We start from the raw sequence: 16020 nt of genomic DNA on the forward strand, positions 1-16020 counted from the left end.
GGGGCGACAAGGGCCCGCAACGCCGGGTGAGCCTCCACCCCCGAGGCCGGCGTCAGCCGACGCTGCGGCGCAGCCAGGTGACCTCGAGGCCCTCGCCGCTGCAGCGGTAGGGCTCCAGCGCCTCGTCCCAGGCCGCGCCCAGCGCGCTGTCCAGCTCGGCGGCAAGCCGCTCGGAGTCGGCGCCCGCGGCGGCCATCATGGCCCGCAGGCGCTGCTCGCCGAGCACCACGTCGCCGTTGGCGCTGGTGCTGCCGTGCCACAGGCCCAGACCGGGCACGTGGCTGAACCGCTCGCCGTCCACGCCGAGGCTCGGGTCCTCGGTGACCTCGAAGCGCAGCATCGGCCACGCACGCAGCGCACTGGCCAGCCGCGCCCCCGTGCCCACTGGGCCGACCCACGAACAGGTCGCCTTCAGCTGCCCGGACAGCGCGGGCTGCTCGGTCCACCGCAAGCCGGCGCGCGTGTTCAGCGCGGCCGACAACGCCCACTCGACGTGTGGGCACACCGCAGCGGGGGACGAGTGGACGTAGACCACGCCCATCGTTCCCTCTGCGCACTGCTCTGACATGCCCACAAGTCCACCTCCGGCTCAGACGAGGTACGTCTTCCCCAACGACCTCGGTCCCGAAGCTGACACGTGCGCGTGTGCCGCAGCGCACTCAGTGTGCCCTGCGGTGCCCCTGTTACGCCAGTGACAGTTCTCTCAGGAAAAGAAATGGAATCTCCCCTTCTAACATCACTGTCCGTATGTTAGACATCACTGTGCGTCGGCGTGTTGGGCGACGGTGCACAACCCGCCCATGTCGCCGAGCGCGGAGCCCGCTCGAAAGGGCGCCCGCTCGTCGGTGAACGGTGCACCCGAGCGTTTCTCCGGGTGGCACGCACGAAACGCTGAGAATGCACCGCCGCTGACCACGCACGCCGTACCGAGAGAGGGTGCCATGAAGGCTCTCCCTAAGTCCCCCCGCCGATTCCGCTTCCGCACCGCGGCCACAATGACCCTCGCCTCAGCCTTTCTGCTGGGGCTGACCGGAACCGCCGCAGCACAGATATCCGGGGTCGACGCGGCGTCCTACCAGCACCCCAACGGGCAGAGCATCAACTGGTCCGCGGTCAAGAACCAGGGCGGGCAGTCCTTTGCCATCGTGAAGGCCACCGAGGGAAACTGCGGCTACGTCAACCCTTACTTCCGCAACGATGCGGTCGGCGTGAAGAACGCCGGGATGTACCTGGGCACCTACCACTACGCGCGCCCCACCGTGCAGGCCGGGGACCGCTACGCCTCTGCGGAGCAGCAGGCCAACTGCTACCTGGACACGATCGGCGACTACGCCAAGGTGGGGCACCTGCCGCCCGCGCTGGACTACGAGGACACCGGCTCCCAGCTCGGCGCGACCGACCTGGTCAACTGGGCGCAGCGCTGGCTGGACACCGTCGAGCGCCGCACCGGCCGGGTGCCCCTGGTCTACGCCGCACGCTGGTACTGGTCGGAGTACCTGAACAACACCACCCAGTTCGCCCGCTACCCGCTGTGGGCCGCGCACTACAACACCTCGATCTCCGCGCCCACCCTCTTCGGCGGCTGGACCTCGTGGAAGATCTGGCAGTACAGCGACACCGGCCGGATCGCCGGCATCAACGCCAACGTCGACATGAACCGCTTCTCCGGCGACGCCAACGCCCTGGCCCGGCTCGCCGGCAGCAGCGGCGGCGGGGCGGCCCCGGTCCCCCCCAAGACCGCCGACCTGCAGGTGACCCTCCAGGCTCCGCTGAACGTGGCCCCGGGGCAGAGCTTCACCGCCACCGTCACCGCGACCAACCACGGGCCCGCCAGCTCGCCGGCCGCGACCGTCAGCGTGATCCCGCTGGGCGCGTTCACCACCACCAGCACCGGTGGCGGCACCGCGGCGGGCCCGAACACCGACCTGACCGTTCCGGCACTGGCCGCGGGCAAGAACAAGACGTTCCCGCTCACCATCACCGCCAACGGCGGGCTCGGTGCGCTCATCGCCATCAGCCTGCCCTCCCCCGCCGACCCCGACTTCTTCAACAACATCGGCTTCGCGCCGGTGCTGTCCTTCTGAGAGGCTCTCCCCATGAGCAGCCATCCCGACCGTGACCCGGACCCGCGCAGTGACGACAGCCCTGAGCTGACGCCAGGACCGGAGGACAAGGGCGGTCACGGCGGGATGGCCACTCGCGAGGTGGAGGCGGAAACCCCGGGCGCACCCCACCGCGACTGACCTGGGCAAACACCCTCTGTAATTTAGTATTGACAGGGCGTAGTTCTTTCCACTATTCTCCCCGTTTTCCCTCGCCGCAGCGCCTGGGTCCGCTACTTTGCTGTCACTGTTGTCAGCAAGGGGGACTCAATGCACAGTGGACAAAAACGGGCCTGGGGGCACCGTGTTCGGAAGATGGTTCCGGCCATGGCGATCGCGGTGGCGGCGGTCACGACCACAGTGGTCGCCCCGCCGGCCGCGGTGGCGGCGCCGATGGTGCCGACGCCCGTCGCCGACCCGTTCTTCGCCGCGCCGGCCAACCTGGCCGCGCTGGCGCCGGGTGAGGTGATCCGGTCTCGACCGGTGACCATCCAGCTCTACAGCTATCCGGTATCCGGCTACCAGCTGGTCTACCGGTCCAACGACAGCCAGCAGAACCCTATCGCCGCAGCGACCACCGTGCTGCTGCCGGCCGACAACGGTCCGCGGCGGGTGGTCTCCTTCCAGGCCATCATCAACTCCATCAGCCCCGACTGCGCGCCGTCCCAGACGCTGCCCACCCGACGGTTCGGCGAGGAGTTCCACCTCGCGCTGCTGCTGCTGCTGGGCTACACCGTGACGGTCCCCGACCACGAGGGACCCAACGCCGCCTACGGCGCGGGGCGTCTCTCCGGGCAGGTGGTCCTCGACGGTGCCCGGGCGGTGCGGGGCTTCACCCCGCTGGGCATCGTCGGGCCCGACACTCCGTTCGGGCTGTGGGGGTACTCCGGCGGCGGACAGGCCACCGCGTGGGCCGCGCAGCTGCACGGCGCCTACGCGCCTGACCTGAACATCGTGGGCAGCGCCGAGGGCGGCGTCTCCTACGACCTCAACGACATCGCCCGCCGCAACGACGGGTCCGGCGCGTCGGGGCTGCTGCTGCGCTCCACCATCGGCCTCGGCCGGGAGTACCCGGATGCCGGCATCGAGGACCTGCTCAACGCCGAGGGGCAGAAGGTGCGGGACCAGCTGGCCACGGCGTGCGGCGACAGCACCAACTGGATCGGCGCGAACCGGCGGATCGACGAGCTCACCGTCACGCCCAACGCACTGGGCACCCCGGGCGTCCAGAATGCACTGGCGGACAACACCCTCGGTGGCAGCCCGCCGAAGTCGCCGGTGCTGATCTACCACGCGTTCATCGACATCCCGGTGCCCACCGAGGGCGCCGACCGGCTCGTCGGGCTGTACTGCGCGCAGGGGGCCGTCGTGGAGTCCCAGCGGATTCCGTGGCCCGACCACGGACTCCTGGCGATCCTGGGCATCCCGAGCGCCTTGGGCTTCCTGGGCGCCCGGTTCGGAGGGGCACCACCGGTCAACGTCTGCTGACCCACCACGCGCAGGGGGCCGGCTCACCCATGGGTGAGCCGGCCCCCTGCGTCGTGCAGGTGCGGACTACATCGCCGCGAGCGGCTCGCTGCCGGACCAGTCGTGGCCCCAGTAGCTGTCGGCGGTGATCTCCTCGCCGGAGTAGGTGCTCTGGTCGACCGTCATGCCCTCGGTGCCGAACTCGATGTCCCAGCCACCGGGTGCCCGCACGTAGAAGGACACCATCTTGTCGTTGGTGTGGCGGCCCAGGGTGGAGGACAGCGAGAACCCGTCCTTGGCCACGCGGTCCAGAGCCTGGCCCACGGCGTCGAGGGTGTCCACCTCCACCATGATGTGGATCAGGCCCGGGTCGCCGGACTTCTGGGTGGGGGCGAGCGCCAGGCTGTGGTGACGCTCGTTGACCCCCAGGAAGCGGACCCGGATGGCGCCGTACTCCGGCGGGGTGGGCAGGCGGAAGGCGCCACGCGGGTAGAAGCCGAGCACCTCGGTGTAGAAGTCGAAGGTGCCGTTGAAGTCCTGCGCCGGCAGCACCACGTGACCCAGGCCCTGCGAGCCGGTGACGAACTTGGCGCCGTAGGGGGTGACGACGGGGCTGTGGTCGAGCACCGCGCCGTGGAAGATCTCGATGGCGGCGCCGGCCGGGTCGGTGAAGGCGATGACCTCCTCGACGCGGCGGGCGTCGGCCTCGGCGAGCGACAGCTGGGTCACCTCGACGCCCGCCTTCTCCAGGCGCTCGCGCACCCGCACCAGCGCGGCGTGGTCACCCACCTCCCAGCCCACGTTGACGACGCCGTCGGACTCAGCCGGGACGACGATGATGCGGGCGGCGCGCTCGTCCATGCGCAGGTACATCGCCTTCTCGTCGGGGCCGCTGCCCTCGGCGAAGCCCAGCACCTTGAAGGCGAAGGTGCGCCAGCGCTCCATGTCGGCGGTCTGGATCTTGACGTAGCCGAGGCCCTTGATGTCGGTCATCGTGTCTCCGTGTCTGTGGTGGAAGGTGCTGGTCAGAGAGAAATCAGATCATGGCGCGCAGCGCGCCCTGCGGCTCCGCGCCGAGCCGGCTCAGGGAGGCGGCGTGGAACACCGTGCTGGGAACGTGGATCGCGTGGTGCTGTCCGGCGTGGGCGTCCCGCCAGAACCGCTGCAGCGGCTTGTCCATCCGCAGGGCGTTGCCGCCACAGCGCGGGTAGATCTGGTCGATGGCGTTGACCGCGGTCCAGGCGGCGCGCACCTGGGTCTGGCGGCCAGCGGCGCGCTCCTCGAAGCCGACGGTCTTGCCGGCGTCGACCTTGTCCCAGATGCGGTCGACGTTGGCCAGCAGGCTGTCCCGGGCAGCGCGGAGGTCCGCAGTGGCCTGGCCGAAGTGGTACAGGGTGTAGGGGTCGTCCTTGATGGCCGTGCCCGAGGCGCCGATGCGGTCGGCCTGGTACTCGTTGGCGTGGTGCAGCAGACCCTCGCAGATGCCGAGCGTGGCCGAGGTGATGCCCAGCGGGAACATGGTGGACCAGGGCATGAGGTACAGCGTCTCGGTGCGTCCGTACTTGCGTGCCGCGGTGCCGTCGCAGACCTCTTCCCACTCCATCACCCGGTAGTCGGGCACGAAGGCGTCCTTGACCACGACGTCCTTGGAGCCGGTGCCGCGCAGGCCCACGACGTCCCAGGAGTCGTCGATGATCTGGTAGTCGGTGCGCGGGATGATCACGTGCAGCATCTTCGGCGGCATGACCATGCTGCCGTCGGGGTTGCAGGCGAAGGCACCGAGAAAGGCCCAGTCGCAGTGGTCGGTGCCTGAGGAGAACTGCCAGCGGCCGGAGAACTGGTAGCCGCCGTCCACCGGCACGCAGGTGCCGCCGGGCATGTACGGCGAGGCCATCCAGGTGTTCTCGTCCTCGCCCCAGATCTCCTGCTGCACCTTGGGGTCGGCGTAGGCCAGCTGCCACGGGTGCACACCGACGATGCCGTTCACCCAGCCCGCGGAGGGGTTGATGGAGGCGGTGCGCATCACCGTCTCGGCGAACTCCCGCGGGTGCACCTCCAGGCCGCCGAACTCCTTGGGCTGGAGCATGCGGATGGAGCCGGCGTCCTTCATCTTCTTCGCGGAGTCGTCGGCCAGGCGACCGATGCGCTCAGCCTCCTCGCCCTCGACGAAGAGGGCATCCGCGTGCTCGTTGATGCGGGCGAGAACCTCGTAGCTCATGCAGTCGTCCTTCTGGGGGTGTCCGTGCCGGATGCTGCCGGAAGGTGCCGGCTCGCGCGCGGCGTGAAGGCTGGCGCGGCGCCCGGCGCCAGGGCGCGGTCCCGGACGACGTCGTCGGTGACGTGCATCAGTTCCTCCGCGGGGCCGCTCACGACGGCACTGGACAGTGCGTCTCGGCCATCGTGGCCCTGTGGGAGGTGAGGTAGCCGGCTCGTCCCGTTCAGCGGGAGCGGCGCGGCGGACGGCCCGCACCCTCGGCGGGGCAGGCTGTGCGTGGGGCAGGTCGGACTTGAACCGACGGCTGGCGGATTATGAGTCCGCTGCTCTAACCAGCTGAGCTACTGCCCCAGGTAGTGGACGGCTGGACGAGCCAGCCCTGAGCACACTAGCTGGGGACTGGCTCTGGAGTGGTGGCTCCCCCGACTGGACTCGAACCAGTAACCTGCCGATTAACAGTCGGCTGCTCTGCCAATTGAGCTACAGGGGACCGCAGTGCGCCGCTCCGGTGCTGCGTGGGGCGACGGGTTGAAACCTTAGCGCACGCCCCAGGGGGCCTCGCACCGGGCCAGGTTACCTCCGCCCGCGGTGCCCTGTACGACGCCGTACGGCAAGATGGACCGGGGCAGACGCACCGAGCGAGAGGGACCACCGACGATGATCGGGTATGTGATCGTGGCCGCGACCGGATACGTCATGGGCACCAAGGCCGGGCGCGAGCGCTACGAGCTGATCAACCGCAACTACCAGCGGATCGCCAACAGCCCCACCACGCGCAAGCTGGCCGTCATCGCGCGCGACGTGGCGCGGGACAAGCTGCTGGTGGCGCTGGACGCCCCGTCGACCAGGCAGCTGGAGCCGCTGGACGCCGACGGCACGGTGTACGTGGAGAAGCAGCGCGGCGCCGCGCGCACCACCACCGGTCCCACCCAGCCCTAGCGCGGCAGCTGCTCCGCCACCGAGGCGGCGATGTCGGCCACCACCTCGGCATCGGTGCCCCGGTCGACCCGCACCTGCAGCACCACCCCGTCGCGCCCGGGCACCGCGCGCTGCACGAACCACGCGCCGCCCCCGGGCAGCGCCTTGTGGTGGGTGGAGCGGATGCTCGACGTCACTCGCTGCTGCACCACCTGGGGCAGCTTGCCGGGCCGCTCCAGCGCGTAGCTGTGCCGCTCCGCGTCGGCCAGCAGCACGGCCCGTCCCGCCTGCCCGGTGACCTCGGCGACCACCAGCTCCAGCGCGGCGCCGTCCCAGGTGGCCTTGCTCACCAGGTGCCAGTCCAGCCGGCGCGGGCCGGCATCCCCCGGCACCCACAACCCCAGCCGCGTCGCCACCAGGTGCCCCTCGCGCAGGGGCGCCGCCACCAGCACCTCCTCCTGCGCCTCCAGCGTGCCCACCGAGCCCTCGGGAACCGGGACCCGGTGCAGCAGCCGGTCGAGCAGGCTCACCCCACGCCCTGCTCGCCGTTGGTCTGCTCCAGCAGTCCGCGCCGGTACTGCTCGAGGGCGACCAGGTCGCCGAAGAGGTTGTGGTACTCGTCCGGGTCGTCCGCCGGTGAGATGCGCTGCAGCCGCGACTTCAGCTCGGCCACCTGCTTGCCCACCCAGACCTCCTGCAGCCGCGACAGCACGCTCTGCACGTACCGGGGCTCGTCGGTGGTGGTGATCCGCAGCGGCTCCACCGACAGCTCGGTGAGCAGCGACCGCACGGTGGGCGCGGCCACCTGGTGGGCGACGGCGTCCATCCAGGCCGCGCCACCCAGCCCGGCGGCGGTGCCGCCGGCGGCGCCGATCGCGGCGTGCAGGGCCACGTAGGCGGGGTGGTCGAAGGTCTCCGGGGGCAGCGAGTCGAACACCGGCCCGGCCACGGCGGGCAGCTGCAGCGCGGCCTTGAGCGCCTCGCGCTGCACCCACAACCGCGGGTCGGCCGGGTTGGGCCGAGCCGGCCCCTCCGGTGCGGCCACGGCCTCCACGGCGCGCGTGCGGCGCGGGCGCACCGGCCGCTCCCCCGCGCTCTCCCGCACCCGGCGCAGCACGTCGGCGGTCTCGTCCCAGCCGATCCAGCCGGCGAGCTGGCGGGCGTACTCGTCGCGCAGCGCCACGTCCTTGATGCGGGCCACCACCGGCGCGGTGCGGCGCAGCGCCTCCACCCGGCCCTCGGCGGTCTCCAGGTCGTGCTCGGCCAGCAGCGCCTTGACGGCGAAGGCGAACATCGGGGTCCGCCGGGCCACCAGGTCACGCACCGCGGCGTCGCCAGAGGCCTGCCGCAGCTCGCACGGGTCCTGTCCGGCCGGGGCCACCGCGATGAACGTCTGGGCAGCGAACTTCTGGTCGCTGTCGAAGGCCTTGAGCGCCGCGGCCTGTCCGGCCTTGTCGCCGTCGAAGGTGTAGATCACCTCGCCGCGAAAGTAGGAGTCGTCCATCAGCAGCCGGCGCAGCACCCCCATGTGCTCCTCGCCGAAGGCGGTGCCGCAGGTGGCCACCGCGGTGGTCACCCCAGCCAGGTGCATGGCCATCACGTCGGTGTAGCCCTCCACGATGACCACCTGGTGGCGCTTGGCGATCTCCCGCTTGGCCAGGTCCAGCCCGAAGAGCACCTGTGACTTCTTGTAGAGCATGGTGTCGGAGGTGTTGACGTACTTCGCCTCGAGGGTGTCGTCGTCGTAGAGCTTGCGGGCGCCGAAGCCAATGACGTCGCCGCCGAGGTTGCGCAGCGGCCACAGCAGCCGGCGGCGGAAGCGGTCGATCGGGCCGCGCTTGCCCTCGAAGGCCAGGCCCGCCTCGATGAGCTCCTTGGCCTCGAAGCCCTTGTTCAGCAGGTGCTTGGTGAGGGTGTCCCAGCCGCCGGGCGCGTAGCCGCAGCCGAAGGTCAGCCACGCCGCGGCGTCGAAGTTGCGCTCCACGAGGTAGGCGCGGGCGGCCTCGGCGTCGGGCTCGCGCAGCCGGGCGGCGTAGAACTCCTGCGCCGCGGCGTTGGCCGCCACCAGCCGGGCCCGGGTACCGCGGTCGCGGTGCACGGTGGTGCCGCCGCCCTCGTAGGTGATCTTGTAGCCCACCCGGTCGGCCAGGCGCTCCACCGTCTCCACGAAGCTGAGGTGCTCCACGTTCTGGATGAAGCTGATGGCGTCACCGCCCTCGCCGCAGCCGAAGCAGTGGTAGGTGCCGTGCTCGGGCCGGACGTTGAACGAGGGGCTCTTCTCGTCGTGGAAGGGGCACAGGCCCTTCAGCGAGCCGCTGCCCGCAGGCTTGAGCGCCACGTAGTCGCCGACGATCTCGTCGATGCGGGTGCGCTCACGAATCTCCGCGATGTCACGTTCGGGGATTCGGCCAGCCACGCCCTGGAGTCTAGGACCCGGCACCAGCGAGGGGCGACCACCTCCGCCTCGCTCAGGCACACTGCCCTGGTGAGCGTCACACCTGACGCGCTGGCCCAGCGCTTCGTCGAGCACCGGCCACACCTGCTGGCGGTCGGCTACCGGCTCACCGGCAGCATCGCCGACGCCGAGGACGCCGTGCAGGAGGCGTGGCTGCGCCTGGCCGGTCTGGGTGCCGACGCTGCGACGGAGATCACCAACCTGCCCGCCTGGCTCACCACCGTGGTCAGCCACCTCTGCCTGGACCGGCTCCGCTCGGCCGCGGCGCGCCGCGAGACCTACCCCGGCCCGTGGCTGCCCGAGCCGGTGGTCACCTCCCTGGACGCCGCGGGCGCCGACCCGCTGGAGCGGCTGGTGCACGACGACGACGTGCGCCTGGCCGTGCTGGTGGTGCTGGACACCCTCAGCCCGGAGCAGCGGGTGGCGTACGTGCTGCACGACGCCTTCGGGGTGCCCTTTGCCGACGTGGCCGCGACGCTGGGCTGCACGGTGGCCGCGGCCCGCCAGCACGCCTCCCGCGGCCGGCGGCGGCTGGCCGAGGCCGGCCCAGCTCCGCGCACCGTGCCCGCCGCCCAGCAGCAGCTGGTGGGCGAGCTCTTTGCGGCGCTGGCCACCGGGGACGTGCCCGCGGTGACCGCGCTGCTGCACCCCGACGTGGCGCTCACCGGCGACGGCGGCGGCCGGGCGCGCACCGCGCTGAAGGTGGTGGTCGGGGCCGAGAAGGTGGCACGGTTCCTGCTCGGCCTGGTGCACAAGTACGGCTACGACCAGGCCCGGGCGGTGCCGGTGCTGGTCAACGGCGAGCTGGGGCTGGTGCTGCCGGCTGACCCAGGCGACGCCGAGCACGCGGCCACCGGCACGCACGTGGTCACCCTGGACGTGCGCGACGGGGTGATCACCGCGATCTACGACGTGGCCAACCCGGACAAGCTGCGCCACCTGCCCGCCTGAGCGCGCCAGCTCACGGCCGCGGCCCTGGGCTGGCGACGGGCACCGCGCACGCCGACCCGCTGGTGAAGCCCTGGTCGGTGATGCCCAGGGCGGCGTTGCCCCGTGCCCGGGCGTTCTCGAGCGCCACCAGGTAGGTGAGCTCCAGCAGCCCGGCGTGGCCCAGCCGGCGGTCCAGCTCGGCCACCTGCTCGTCGGTGACAGTGACCGGCAGCGCCGTCATGGCCCCGGCGTAGTCCAGCGCCAGCCGCTCGGTGTCGGTGTACAGCGGCGAGGTGGCGTAGTCGTCGAGGTGGCGCAGCCGGTCGGCGTCCAGCCCGCGGTGCAGGGCGAGCATCGCGCCGAAGTCGACGCACCACGAGCAGCCCACCACCGTGGCGGTGCGGTGCTGGACCAGCTCGCGCAGGCTCGGCTCCAGCACGGTGGCCGCCCGCTCCACCGCCGTCTCGTGGACCGCGGAGGCCAGCATCAGTCGTCGGTGGTGCCCGGCCACCGCCACCGGCTCGGGCACCGCCCCGAAGCGCCGGCGGGCGTAGGCGTGCACCACCCGGTTGAGCAGTCCGGCACCACGGCTGGGCACAGCAGGAACACGAGGCACGGTCGTCATCTCCTCCGGCTGGGCCCACCCGGTGTGGGCCGCACACCCTCCCGACGAGGCGGTGCACCCGGACGTGACACCGGCACCCCACTTCCGCTGTTGTGTGATGTGGCTCACTGGCATGATCGGCCCATGCGCGGACTGATGCAGGACTACCCGCTCACCATCGACTCCCTCTTCCGGCGGGCGGAGACGCTCTACCCGGACCGGGAGCTGGTCAGCGCCGGCCCGGCGCCGGTCCGCACCACCTACGGGCAGTGGGCCGAGCGCACCCGACGGGTCGGCGGGATGCTGGACACCCTGGGCCTGAGCCCGGACGCCCGGGTGGGCACCTTCGCGTGGAACTCCACCCGCCACCTGGAGCTGTACTTCGCCGCCCCGTGCACCGGGCGCGTGCTGCACACCCTGAACATCCGGCTGTTTCCCGAGCAGCTCACCTACGTGGCCGACCACGCCGGGGACGAGGTGGTGTTCGTGGACCGCTCGCTGCTGACTCTGCTGGCACCGCTGCTGAACTCCATCCCGTCGGTCACCAACGTGGTGGTGATGGACGACGGCGCTGGCCCCGACGCGGCGGACGTGGTGATCACCACCGCCGAGGTGCACGACTACGAGGACCTATTGAGCCAGTGCGACCCGGTGGACTTCCACGTCGACGACGAGCTGCAGGCCGCCGCCATGTGCTACACCAGCGGCACCACCGGCAACCCCAAGGGCGTCGTCTACTCCCACCGGTCCACCTGGCTGCACTCGATGTCGATGATGACCACCGCCGCGATGGCGGTGGCCGAGAGCGACGTCATCCTGCCGGTGGTGCCGATGTTCCACGCCAACGCCTGGGGCCTGGCGCACGCCGCGCCGATGGCCGGGGCGTCGCTGGTGCTGCCCGGTGCGGACCTGTCGCCGCAGTCGCTGCTGCAGCTGATGATCGACGAGCGGGTGACCCTCGCCGCCGGGGTGCCCACCATCTGGGCGGGCATGCGGCCCCTGCTCGCCGACGTCACGCTGCCCGCGCTGCGCGCCGTGCTGTGCGGCGGCTCGGCGGTGCCCGAGGCGCTCGCCGAGCTCTACCGCACCACCCTGGGCGTGCCGGTGCTGCAGGCCTGGGGCATGACCGAGACCCACCCGGTGGCCAGCGTCGGGCACGTCCCGCACCGCCAGCACCAGGCCGGCGACGCCGCCCAGGCCGCCCTGCGGGCCCGCCAGGGCACCCCGGTGCCCGGCGTGGAGCTGCGCATCGTGGAGCCGGGCGCCACCACCCCGCTGCCCTGGGACGACGTCACCAGCGGGGAGCTGCAGGTGCGGGGGCCGTGGGCGGCGGCCGGCTACCACCGCCCCGACCCGGGGGTGGAGCTGATGACCGCGGACGGGTGGATGCGCACCGGCGACGTGGCCTGCGTGGACGCCTTCGGCAACGTGCGCGTGGTGGACCGCACCAAGGACCTGGTGAAGTCCGGCGGCGAGTGGATCAGCTCGGTGGAGCTGGAGAACCACCTGATGGCGCACCCCGGCGTGGCCGAGGCGGCGGTGATCGGCATCGCCCACCCCAAGTGGGACGAGCGCCCGCTGGCCTGCGTGGTGCGCTCGGACGGCTCCAGCGTCACCGCCGAGGAGCTGCTGGAGCACCTGGGCCCGCGGGTGGCCCGGTGGTGGCTGCCCGACGCCATCGAGTTCATCGACGAGGTGCCCAAGACCAGTGTCGGCAAGTTCTCCAAGAAGGACCTGCGCACGGAGTTCGCCGACTACCAGCTGCCCGACTGAGCGGCCTCAGGAGCTGAGCAGGCCGCCCTCGCGCAGCATCCGCTCCAGCCGAGCCTCGGTGCACGAGGCGATCTGGTCCAGCACCACCCGGCGGCGGGCGGCGTCGTCGGCGGCGTGGCGCCAGTGGTCGGCGAACATCGGGTCCAGCGCCGGCTCCCCCGCCGCCAGCAGCAGCTGCACCGCCGCGTGCACCCACTCCCGCTGCCGGTTCTGCTCGGCCAGGCGCACCGGGTCGCTCATCACGTACCGCAGCGCCATCGCCTTGAGCACCGCCACCTCTCCGGCCACCACCGGCGGCACCGACAGGTCGGCCGCGTAGCGGGTGAGTGCACCGTCGCCCGCCACCGTCCGCGTCCCGGTGACCGCGGCGGAGGCGAAGCGGCCCACCAGCTCGCTGGTGAGCCGCTTGAGCGACACCGAGGCGGTGAGCGAGCCGTCGTAGGGCCACACCGCGGCCACCACCGGCAGGTGCGCCAGTCCCGCAGCCGCCTCGATCAGCACCCCCTCGTCGGCCTCGCGGACGTAGCGCCGCGCCAGCTGGGCCAGCACCCGCTGCTCGCTGGGCACGCCCAGGGCCCGCAGGTCGATGCGGCCGGCGATGATGCCGTCCTCCACGTCGTGCACCGAGTAGGCGACGTCGTCGGCCCAGTCCATCACCTGGGCCTCCAGGCACCGGCGGCCCTGCGGCGCTCCCTCGCGCACCCAGGCCAGCGCCTCGGCGTCGTCGTCGTAGGCGCCGTACTTCACCTCCCCGTCCCGGCGCAACCACGGGTACTTGATGGCGGCGTCCAGGGCGGCACGGGTGAGGTTGAGCCCGGCGCTGCGGCCGGTCTCGTCGAGCACCTTGGGCTCCAGGCGGGTGAGGATGCGCAGGTTCTGGGCGTTGCCCTCGAAGCCGCCGCAGCTGGTGGCCGCCTCGTTGAGGGCCTGCTCCCCGTTGTGGCCGTACGGCGGGTGGCCGATGTCGTGGGCGAGCCCGGCAGCGTCCACCACGTCGGGGTCACAGCCCAGCTCCAGGGCGATGCCCCGGCCGATCTGGGCCACCTCCAGCGAGTGGGTCAGCCGGGTGCGCGGGGTGTCGCCGTCGCGCGGACCGACCACCTGCGTCTTGTCGGCCAGGCGGCGCAGCGCGGCGGAGTGCAGCACCCGGGCCCGGTCGCGGGCGAAGTCCGAGCGCGAGCCCGGGGCGGCGCCGGACAGCGCGGCCTGCTTGGGGGCCTCCAGCACCCGGCGGGCCACCGAGTGCTCGTCGTAGGCCGGCACGGCGGCTGCCACGACTACCAGTTCGCCGTGGTCTCGAACAGCGTGGTGGGCGCGTCGGTGAGCCGGTAGTACAGCAGCGCCCCCGTCTCGCGCATGATGCCCTGGAACTGGCTCTCCCTGGTGAGCACCGACGGGCCCTGCCGGGTGGGCGAGGACTGCGCGTGCAGGCCCTCGTTCTCGGCCATCGCCAAGGTGCGGGCGGAGTGCCAGGGGTCGCTGACCACCACCACCCTGCTGAGGTTGTCCGCCCGCATCAGCTCCGCCACCGCCTTGATGCTGCCCAGCGTGTCGGCGCCGTCCTCCACCGCCGCGATGGCGCTGGCCGGCACCCCGGCGTCGACCAGGTAGCGGCGTCCGGAGGCGGCCTCGGTGAACTCGTCGCCGGGCTGCTTGCCGCCCACGGTGATCACCAGCGGCGCCACCCCCTCGGCGTAGAGCGCCCTGGCGTGCTCCAGGCGGGCGGCGAAGACCGCGGACGGGGTGCCGTCGTACTGGGCGGCCCCCAGCACGAGCAGCGCGTCGGCCGGCGTGCGGTCGTCGTCGCGGGCCACCTGCCACACCCGCAGCGCGGTGCCACACACCAGCACGACAGCCATGACGAGGGTGCCCACCACCAGGCGCACGGCCCAGGCCCCCAGTGCACTTCGGCGTCGCATGCTCACGCCTTGATCCTGCCAGTGGTTGCGGAGAGGGCTCTGGGAGCGCGCCCAGAACGGACCGAGATGATCTCGGCCACCACCGACACCGCGGTCTCCGCCGGGGTGCGCGCACCGAGGTCCAGGCCCACCGGCCCGTGGATGCGGGCCAGCTCCTCCTCGGTGGCGCCGGCCCCCAGCAGCCGCTCGCGGCGCGCGGCCTGGGCGTGCCGCGAGCCCAGCGCCCCGGCGAAGCCGGGCCCCCGCGCGGTGCGCAGCAGGGCGCCGTCGAAGGCTGGGTCGTGGTCGAGCACCACCACGGCGTCGGCCGCGGTGAGCCCGGCCACCGTCTGCTCGGTCTCGGCCACCCCGGTGCGCACCAGCACGTCCCAGTCCAGCAGCCGAGCCTGGGCGCCGAGGGCGTCGGCCAGCGCTCCCCCACCCACCAGCACCAGCCGGCTGCGCGGCACCAGCACGTCCACCAGCGCCTGCCCGCCGTCGGTCAGCTCGACGGTCTCGGTGCAGCTGCGGCCGAGGCGCAGCAGCCCGCGCACCGCAGCCAGCGCCGGCTCGGGGTCGTCCAGCTCGGTGCTGACCTGCTCGGCGTCGCGACCGGCGGTGACCACCAGCCCGGCCGGCGCGGACAACAGCGCGACCGGGGAGCCGGCGAGGAAGCCGTCTGCCACCAGCTCGGCGGCCGCGTCCGGGAGCAGGTGGGCGTGCAGGGTGGCCCGTCCCGCGCAGGCCAGCCCGCTGCGCGCGGCGTTGCTCTCGTCCACGGCGACCTCAGCCTGGCGCGCGACGCCGTCGGCGAGCACCTGGGCCGCCAGCCCCCGGGCCTGCTCGTCGGCCGCTCCGGACAGCAGGCTGCCGTGCAGCTCCGCGCCGTCGCTGAGCAGCAGCTGGGTGGGCGCGGTGGCGCCGAAGCCGTGCACCTCGCTCACCCGCACCACGCACACCGGGGTGTCGTTCAGCCGCCAGCGGGTGAGGGCAGCGCCCAGGTCCACGAGTTCAGCCATGCCTCCATCGTGCCCTACCCGCGCACCAACCCTGTTGCCCGGCAACGGCGTCCTGCCGGCCTGCAGGGCTGCGCGCAAACCCCCGCTCCGCCAGGCGTGGCGCGCCTAGAATCCGCCCATGCATCCTCTGGCCGCGATCGCGCGCGCAATCGGCACCAAGCCGTGGTTGATGAAGATCGAGCCGGCCATCCCGCGGGTGGAGCGGTGGCTGGCCCGGCTCACCCACGGCCGGATCACCCTGTTGCGCCTGGCCGGCCTGCCGGGGGTGCGGATCACCGTGCCGGGCCGCACCAGCGGCAAGCCGCGCACCACCAACCTGCTCTGCGTGCCCCACGGCGACTCGTTCATCGTCAACGGCTCCAACTGGGGCCGGCCCCAGCACCCGGCGTGGACGGCGAACCTGATGGCCGCCGACACCGCGGAGGTGTTCTTCGAGGGCGACACCTTCACCTGCCAGGTGCGCCAGGTCACCGGCGAGGAGCGTGCCAGGCTGTGGCCGCTGATGCTGCAGGTGTGGCCCGGGTACCGGATGGAGCACGAGATGTCCGGCCGGGAGTCGCGGGTGTTCGTGCTCACGCCGGTCGCAGCCAGCGCCGCTGCCTGAGCAGCGCGGGCCGCGACCGGAGGTGAGTCAGGGCG

16 protein-coding genes and 2 tRNA genes are annotated in these 16020 nt (G+C 72.3%); 7 read left to right on the forward strand and 11 right to left on the reverse strand.

What is annotated here, in order from left to right; genetic code table 11:
- Window positions 1-52: 52 nt before the first annotated feature.
- Window positions 53-568 (reverse strand): DUF3145 domain-containing protein, encoded by a 516-nt coding sequence (locus tag ELX43_RS10735; protein ID WP_127783429.1) that lies wholly within the window; start codon window positions 566-568, stop codon window positions 53-55.
- A 427-nt stretch (window positions 569-995) separates the two neighbouring features.
- On the opposite strand from ELX43_RS10735, the gene ELX43_RS10740 reads away from it, so the two are divergent.
- The 3 genes from ELX43_RS10740 to ELX43_RS10745 all read left to right on the forward strand — a co-directional run bounded on the left by ELX43_RS10740 (window position 996) and on the right by ELX43_RS10745 (window position 3590).
- Window positions 996-2084: a GH25 family lysozyme gene (locus tag ELX43_RS10740; protein WP_164860636.1), complete on the forward strand. Its 1089-nt coding sequence runs from the start codon at window positions 996-998 to the stop codon at window positions 2082-2084.
- Between the two features lie 12 nt (window positions 2085-2096).
- Window positions 2097-2243 carry a hypothetical protein gene (locus ELX43_RS17625; RefSeq protein WP_164860637.1) on the forward strand — a complete coding sequence of 49 codons (147 nt, stop codon included), beginning with the start codon at window positions 2097-2099 and terminating at the stop codon, window positions 2241-2243.
- Between the two features lie 186 nt (window positions 2244-2429).
- Window positions 2430-3590: a lipase family protein gene (locus tag ELX43_RS10745; RefSeq protein WP_164860638.1), complete on the forward strand. Its 1161-nt coding sequence runs from the start codon at window positions 2430-2432 to the stop codon at window positions 3588-3590.
- 66 nt (window positions 3591-3656) lie between these two features.
- On the opposite strand, the gene bphC is transcribed toward ELX43_RS10745, so the two are convergent.
- The 4 genes from bphC to ELX43_RS10765 all read right to left on the reverse strand — a co-directional run bounded on the left by bphC (window position 3657) and on the right by ELX43_RS10765 (window position 6274).
- Complete coding sequence (gene bphC, locus ELX43_RS10750) at window positions 3657-4562, reverse strand: biphenyl-2,3-diol 1,2-dioxygenase (RefSeq protein WP_127783432.1); 906 nt, start codon at window positions 4560-4562, stop codon at window positions 3657-3659.
- Between the two features lie 43 nt (window positions 4563-4605).
- Window positions 4606-5787 (reverse strand): acyl-CoA dehydrogenase family protein, encoded by a 1182-nt coding sequence (locus tag ELX43_RS10755; protein ID WP_127783433.1) that lies wholly within the window; start codon window positions 5785-5787, stop codon window positions 4606-4608.
- A gap of 274 nt (window positions 5788-6061) precedes the next feature.
- Window positions 6062-6135: transfer RNA gene (locus tag ELX43_RS10760), tRNA-Ile, on the reverse strand.
- Between the two features lie 63 nt (window positions 6136-6198).
- A tRNA-Asn gene (locus tag ELX43_RS10765) sits at window positions 6199-6274 on the reverse strand.
- Between the two features lie 167 nt (window positions 6275-6441).
- On the opposite strand from ELX43_RS10765, the gene ELX43_RS10770 reads away from it, so the two are divergent.
- Window positions 6442-6723, forward strand: a complete 282-nt coding sequence (locus ELX43_RS10770; protein ID WP_127783434.1) for a hypothetical protein — start codon at window positions 6442-6444, stop codon at window positions 6721-6723.
- Here ELX43_RS10770 and ELX43_RS17630 read toward each other — a convergent pair.
- Complete coding sequence (locus ELX43_RS17630; protein WP_164860639.1) at window positions 6720-7232, reverse strand: hypothetical protein; 513 nt, start codon at window positions 7230-7232, stop codon at window positions 6720-6722. The two genes, ELX43_RS10770 and ELX43_RS17630, sit on opposite strands and share 4 nt — an antisense overlap.
- Window positions 7229-9118: a DNA primase gene (dnaG, locus tag ELX43_RS10780; protein ID WP_127783435.1), complete on the reverse strand. Its 1890-nt coding sequence runs from the start codon at window positions 9116-9118 to the stop codon at window positions 7229-7231. The genes ELX43_RS17630 and dnaG overlap by 4 nt, the downstream gene beginning before the upstream one ends.
- A gap of 69 nt (window positions 9119-9187) precedes the next feature.
- On the opposite strand from dnaG, the gene ELX43_RS10785 reads away from it, so the two are divergent.
- Complete coding sequence (locus ELX43_RS10785) at window positions 9188-10108, forward strand: sigma-70 family RNA polymerase sigma factor (RefSeq protein WP_127783436.1); 921 nt, start codon at window positions 9188-9190, stop codon at window positions 10106-10108.
- 10 nt (window positions 10109-10118) lie between these two features.
- Here the strand turns inward: ELX43_RS10785 and ELX43_RS10790 are convergent, their stop codons facing one another.
- Window positions 10119-10712, reverse strand: coding sequence for a carboxymuconolactone decarboxylase family protein (locus ELX43_RS10790; protein WP_206517999.1), 594 nt, complete (start codon window positions 10710-10712; stop codon window positions 10119-10121).
- Between the two features lie 123 nt (window positions 10713-10835).
- Here ELX43_RS10790 and ELX43_RS10795 point away from each other — a divergent pair, with 123 nt between their 5' ends.
- Entirely contained in the window at window positions 10836-12464 is a 1629-nt protein-coding gene (locus ELX43_RS10795) for a long-chain fatty acid--CoA ligase (protein ID WP_127783437.1), read from the forward strand.
- 6 nt (window positions 12465-12470) lie between these two features.
- Here the strand turns inward: ELX43_RS10795 and ELX43_RS10800 are convergent, their stop codons facing one another.
- Genes ELX43_RS10800 through ELX43_RS10810 form a run of 3 tightly spaced genes read right to left on the reverse strand, consistent with a single transcriptional unit; the run spans window position 12471 to window position 15381 of the window.
- Entirely contained in the window at window positions 12471-13727 is a 1257-nt protein-coding gene (locus ELX43_RS10800) for a deoxyguanosinetriphosphate triphosphohydrolase (protein ID WP_127784827.1), read from the reverse strand.
- A gap of 14 nt (window positions 13728-13741) precedes the next feature.
- A complete protein-coding gene (locus ELX43_RS10805; RefSeq protein ID WP_127784828.1) occupies window positions 13742-14383 on the reverse strand; it encodes a YdcF family protein in 642 nt (213 codons plus the stop codon).
- Between the two features lie 2 nt (window positions 14384-14385).
- Window positions 14386-15381: an XdhC family protein gene (locus ELX43_RS10810; protein WP_127783438.1), complete on the reverse strand. Its 996-nt coding sequence runs from the start codon at window positions 15379-15381 to the stop codon at window positions 14386-14388.
- Between the two features lie 118 nt (window positions 15382-15499).
- Here ELX43_RS10810 and ELX43_RS10815 point away from each other — a divergent pair, with 118 nt between their 5' ends.
- Window positions 15500-15985 carry a nitroreductase family deazaflavin-dependent oxidoreductase gene (locus ELX43_RS10815; protein ID WP_241248901.1) on the forward strand — a complete coding sequence of 162 codons (486 nt, stop codon included), beginning with the start codon at window positions 15500-15502 and terminating at the stop codon, window positions 15983-15985.
- The last annotated feature ends 35 nt before the right edge of the window (window positions 15986-16020 follow it).

It is taken from the genome of Rhodococcus sp. X156, from assembly GCF_004006015.1.
In the GTDB taxonomy this organism is placed as follows: domain Bacteria; phylum Actinomycetota; class Actinomycetes; order Mycobacteriales; family Mycobacteriaceae; genus X156.